The sequence below is a fragment of the Methylomonas rivi genome (genome assembly GCF_024505165.1).
GTDB classification, from domain to species: domain Bacteria; phylum Pseudomonadota; class Gammaproteobacteria; order Methylococcales; family Methylomonadaceae; genus Methylomonas; species Methylomonas rivi.
Genome location: NZ_JANIBK010000231.1, coordinates 1 through 3986, shown reverse-complemented (window position 1 = coordinate 3986; position 3986 = coordinate 1). Strand labels below are relative to the sequence as shown.

Genomic DNA, 3986 nt, shown 5'->3' with positions numbered 1-3986 from the left:
CGAGCCTAGCGGAAGATTCGCGGCGGCCTGTCTTGCAAGCAAGCCTACCTTGCTTTCATGGGCCGGCGCCGAAACCCGTCGCAAGCCGCCGTTACTTTACGAAGCAGGCTTTCTCGGCCGCCGCATCGGCGTCTTTCAGTCTGCCGCGCAAGTCTTTCGAATGTTTGGGGTCGCGGAACGGCGCGCCGGCTTCGCCCGGAGTTTTCTGCATTTGCACAAAGGTGCGGGCGGACTCGTATTCGGCAAAGCTTAGCTGTTCGGCTATTTTGTCGATTTTGCAACCGCAGGCGTATTGATTGATGTAGCTGAGGCCGCCGTGTTTGGCAATGCATTCCAGTACATAATCGACCCGGTCGCGGGTGGGGTAATCGTTGGCCAAAGCCGCCGGTTCGGCGGTAGCGGCGGCCTCGGAAGCGGTTTCCGGCGTTGCGGCGCAACCGGCTAATACAATCGATAAAGCGGTGAGCAGTAAGGTCTGTTTCATGGTGTGTTATGGCTTCAGTGATAAAAAATTATTGTTCGGCGGCGAAATCGACAATCTGTTTGAGTTGCCGGTTCATCGTGGCCGCGAATTCGTTCAGTTCCGGATTGTCGCCGTCTTCCGGCAACAAATGGGTTCTGACGATGGTTTTGCCGCCAAATTGATAGGTTACGACATTGCAAGGCATGTAGCCAATGGCGTGCGGGGTAATTTCCAGCACGGTTTTGGCCAGGGTCAGATTGCAAAACTGCACGGTGTCGTATTCCGGAAAATCCTTGGCGCCGCGGTCGCGTATTACCTTGCCGACCCGGCTATGGCCGGTGATGCGAAAGTTATGTTCGGCAATCGCAATTTCCAGTTCCGCCAGCACCTCGTCGTAGGGTTTTGCGGTCTCCACCTGATAGAAGTCCAGTTGTTCGCGGCTGACATTGGCCTGACCGGCCGGAGTGGCGCAGCTTGCAATCAGCGGTAGGCTTGCGAAAATGACGGCTTTTCTTAACATCACAAAAGCTTATCATTATGAGCGGGCAAAACAAAGTCAGCGGCGTGGTATTGGCGGGCGGCATGGCCAGACGCATGGCAGGGCGGGACAAAGGCTTGCTGTTATTCGATAACAAGCCGCTGGTCGCTTACGCGGTGGCGGCGATGGCGCCGCTGGTCGACCAATTGCTGATCAGCGCCAATCGCAATCAAGCGCGGTATCGCCAATTCGGCTATGCGGTGCTCGGCGACGGCAACGCCGATTTCGATGGCCCGTTGGCCGGCATGCTGGCGGCGATGCGGGCGGCGCAAAACCCGGTGCTGTTGGTGATGCCTTGCGATTCGCCGTTGCTGGCAACCGCGCATGCGCAGCGCTTGCTGACGGCTTTGACGGACGAATTCGATATCGCTGCGGCATTCGACGGCCAACGCCTGCATCCGGTCTTTGCTGCAATCAAAACCGGCCTGCAAGCCGACCTGCAGGATTATCTTGGGCGCGGCGAACGCAAATTACAAAGCTGGTTCGAGCGGCAGCGTTTGCTGAAGGTCGATTTCAGCGCCGTGCCGGAGATATTCGCCAATATCAATACCGAGGCGGAATTGTCCGGACTGGAGCGGACTTTGCGCGAGCAATCCGGCTGAGCCCGCTGTTAACGCAAGTTTGATCGGTCTGCCGGCGCGCTTATCGGCTGATCGATTTAGCCGCCGCAATCGCCGCTTGACCCAAGGCCAGTCCGCCGTCGTTCATCGGATAACGTTGCGGCGACAGCACGGTTTTACCCCTGGCGCGCAAGGCTTGACCGACGCCTTCCAGCAGCAAGCGGTTTTGGAATACGCCGCCGCTCAACACGATGCAGCCCGTGCCGGTTTGCGCGCCGAGTTGCAGCAGTAGCGAGACGCTGGCGTCGATCAAGCTGTGGTGAATGCGGGCGGCGATGTCGGCCGCATCAATGCCGGCTTTCAAATCGTGCAGCACCGCCAGCCAGAGCCCCCGCCAACCCAACACCGCCAAGCCGTTATCGTTTGTTACGGTCCAGGCATCCGTATAGGCTGTTTGCGCCGCAAAGCGTGGCGTGGCCAAGGTTTCCAGGGCGATGGCGGCCTGGCCTTCGTAATCGATTGCTTCGGTGTGCAAACCCAGCGCGGCGGCGAAGGCATCGAACCAACGTCCGCAGGAACTGCACGGCGGCGAATTGAGGTTTTTACTTATCATCGTGTCCATTGTCGCCAGCGGCTTGGCGGCTAGAAATTGCACGATGGCCAAGTCCGGGTAGTCCCGCTGCAACGCCGGCCAATCGAAATAATGCCGCAATTGCGCATAGGTATTGCGCCAGGGCTCGCGCATGGCCCGGTTGCCGCCGGGCAGGGCAACGGCCTGCAAGTGGCCGAGACGGGTGCAGTCTCGATAATCGCCCAGTAAAAACTCCCCACCCCACAGCTCGCCGGCGTCACCCATGCCCAAGCCGTCGAAAACGGCGGCCAGCACCGGTTCGGATTGCAAGGCAATGCCGTGTTCGGCCAGACAGGCGGCCAGATGAGCATGGTGATGGTGTACTTCGATCAACTGGCAATGGCCGGCAGCGGCCAATGCCTGGCCGTATTGGCTGGATAAATAGCCGGGATGCCGGTCCACGGCAAACTGCCGGGCTTGAAAGTCGTACAGTTGTTGGTAGAGGGCGATCAGCTGCCGATAGTCCTGTTGCACGCTTGCGCTTTCCAGGTCGCCGATGTGCTGGGAAACCACGGCTTGGCCGTGTTTGACCACGCAAAAGCTGTTCTTCAACTCCGCGCCCATGGCCAAAATGCCGTCCGCCGTTTCGAAACCGGCCGGCAGGGCCAGCGCTTCCGGGCTATAGCCGCGCGCCCGGCGCAGCAGCCGTATCTGGCCGTCCATTTCGCGGACTACCGAATCGTCCAGGCGGTTCGCAATTTCTCTGTCATGCAGCAGCCAGTAATCGGCGATGCCGGCCAGTTGGCGTTTGGCGTTTACATTATCGGTGCATTGCGGCTCGTCGCTGATGTTGCCGGAAGTCAATACAATAGGCGTATCCAGCGCCGCCAGCAATAAACTGTGTAGCGGCGTGTAGGGCAGCATGAAGCCCAATTTATCGTCGCCGGGCGCAACGCCGGCTGCCAATGCTTCGCCGCCAGCCTGCAGCAATACGATCGGCGCGGCTTTATCCAGCAAAGCCTGTTCTTCCAAATCGCTGATTGCTGCATGCCGGCGTATGGCCGCGAGGTCCTTGGCCATCAAGGCAAAGGGTTTGGCGTAACGGCGCTTGCGTTGCCGCAGTCTTTCCACCGCTTCGCTATCGGCGGCATTGCAGGCCAGATGAAAGCCGCCCAGGCCCTTGATCGCCACGATGCAGCCCTGGCGCAGCAGATCGGCGGTGTGCTTGATGAGATTCGGTATGCCGGTTAACCGGCCCTGATTGTCCTCCAGCCACAAGTTGGGGCCGCAGGCCGGGCAGCAGTTGGCCTGGGCATGAAAACGGCGGTCGGCCGGATCGTCGTACTCGCGTTGGCAGGCCGGACACATGGCAAATGTCGTCATGCTGGTGTTGCAGCGGTCGTAAGGCACCCGCCGGACGATGGACAGGCGCGGCCCGCAATGGGTGCAGTTGGTGAATGGGTAACGGTAACGGCGATTGCTGGGATCGACTATTTCGGACAGACACTCCGGGCAGGTTGCCGCATCGGCGGCGATGGGGGTATCGATACCATTGCTTTGGCTGGCGATTATTCGAAATTCGTTATCCGCCGGCCTGCCCGCCAAATCGGTCGCTTCCAGACTATCCAGCTTCGCCAGCGGCGGCAGCTGCAACGGAATTTGCCGGATGAAGGTGTCCAGGTCTTGCCGGTTGCCGAAAGCATGAATCATCACCCCTTCGCCGTCGTTCCACACCGAGCCGGTCAAACCGTGTTGGCGGGCCAGATGCCAGATCGCCGGCCGAAAGCCGACGCCCTGCACCACCCCGCGTACCCGGATGGCCTTGCCGGGCATCAGCAGATGCGCGGCAACTGT

At 59.9% G+C, this 3986-nt stretch carries 4 protein-coding genes; 1 reads left to right on the top strand and 3 read right to left on the bottom strand.

All coding sequences use genetic code 11. The annotated features are described in order from the left end of the window. Positions 1 to 91: 91 nt before the first annotated feature. Positions 92 to 484, bottom strand: coding sequence for a hypothetical protein (locus NP596_RS20315; protein WP_256617210.1), 393 nt, complete (start codon positions 482 to 484; stop codon positions 92 to 94). A gap of 28 nt (positions 485 to 512) precedes the next feature. Beyond that, the gene (locus NP596_RS20310) at positions 513 to 983 is read right to left on the bottom strand and encodes a DUF302 domain-containing protein (RefSeq protein ID WP_256617212.1); all 471 of its coding nucleotides are present in this window, start codon (positions 981 to 983) and stop codon (positions 513 to 515) included. A gap of 17 nt (positions 984 to 1000) precedes the next feature. On the opposite strand from NP596_RS20310, the gene mobA reads away from it, so the two are divergent. After that, positions 1001 to 1603 (top strand): molybdenum cofactor guanylyltransferase MobA, encoded by a 603-nt coding sequence (gene mobA / locus NP596_RS20305; RefSeq protein ID WP_256617209.1) that lies wholly within the window; start codon positions 1001 to 1003, stop codon positions 1601 to 1603. A gap of 40 nt (positions 1604 to 1643) precedes the next feature. Here the strand turns inward: mobA and hypF are convergent. Continuing rightward, a partial coding sequence (hypF, locus tag NP596_RS20300) for a carbamoyltransferase HypF (RefSeq protein WP_371927992.1) occupies positions 1644 to 3986 on the bottom strand: 2343 nt, incomplete at its 5' end.

Bases quoted from the DNA above. Each gene is read 5' to 3' on its own strand.
- NP596_RS20310 (WP_256617212.1), bottom strand. From the start codon at position 983: ATGTTAAGAAAAGCCGTCATTTTCGCAAGCCTACCGCTGATTGCAAGC.
- NP596_RS20315 (WP_256617210.1), bottom strand. From the start codon at position 484: ATGAAACAGACCTTACTGCTCACCGCTTTATCGATTGTATTAGCCGGT.
- mobA (WP_256617209.1), top strand. From the start codon at position 1,001: ATGAGCGGGCAAAACAAAGTCAGCGGCGTGGTATTGGCGGGCGGCATG.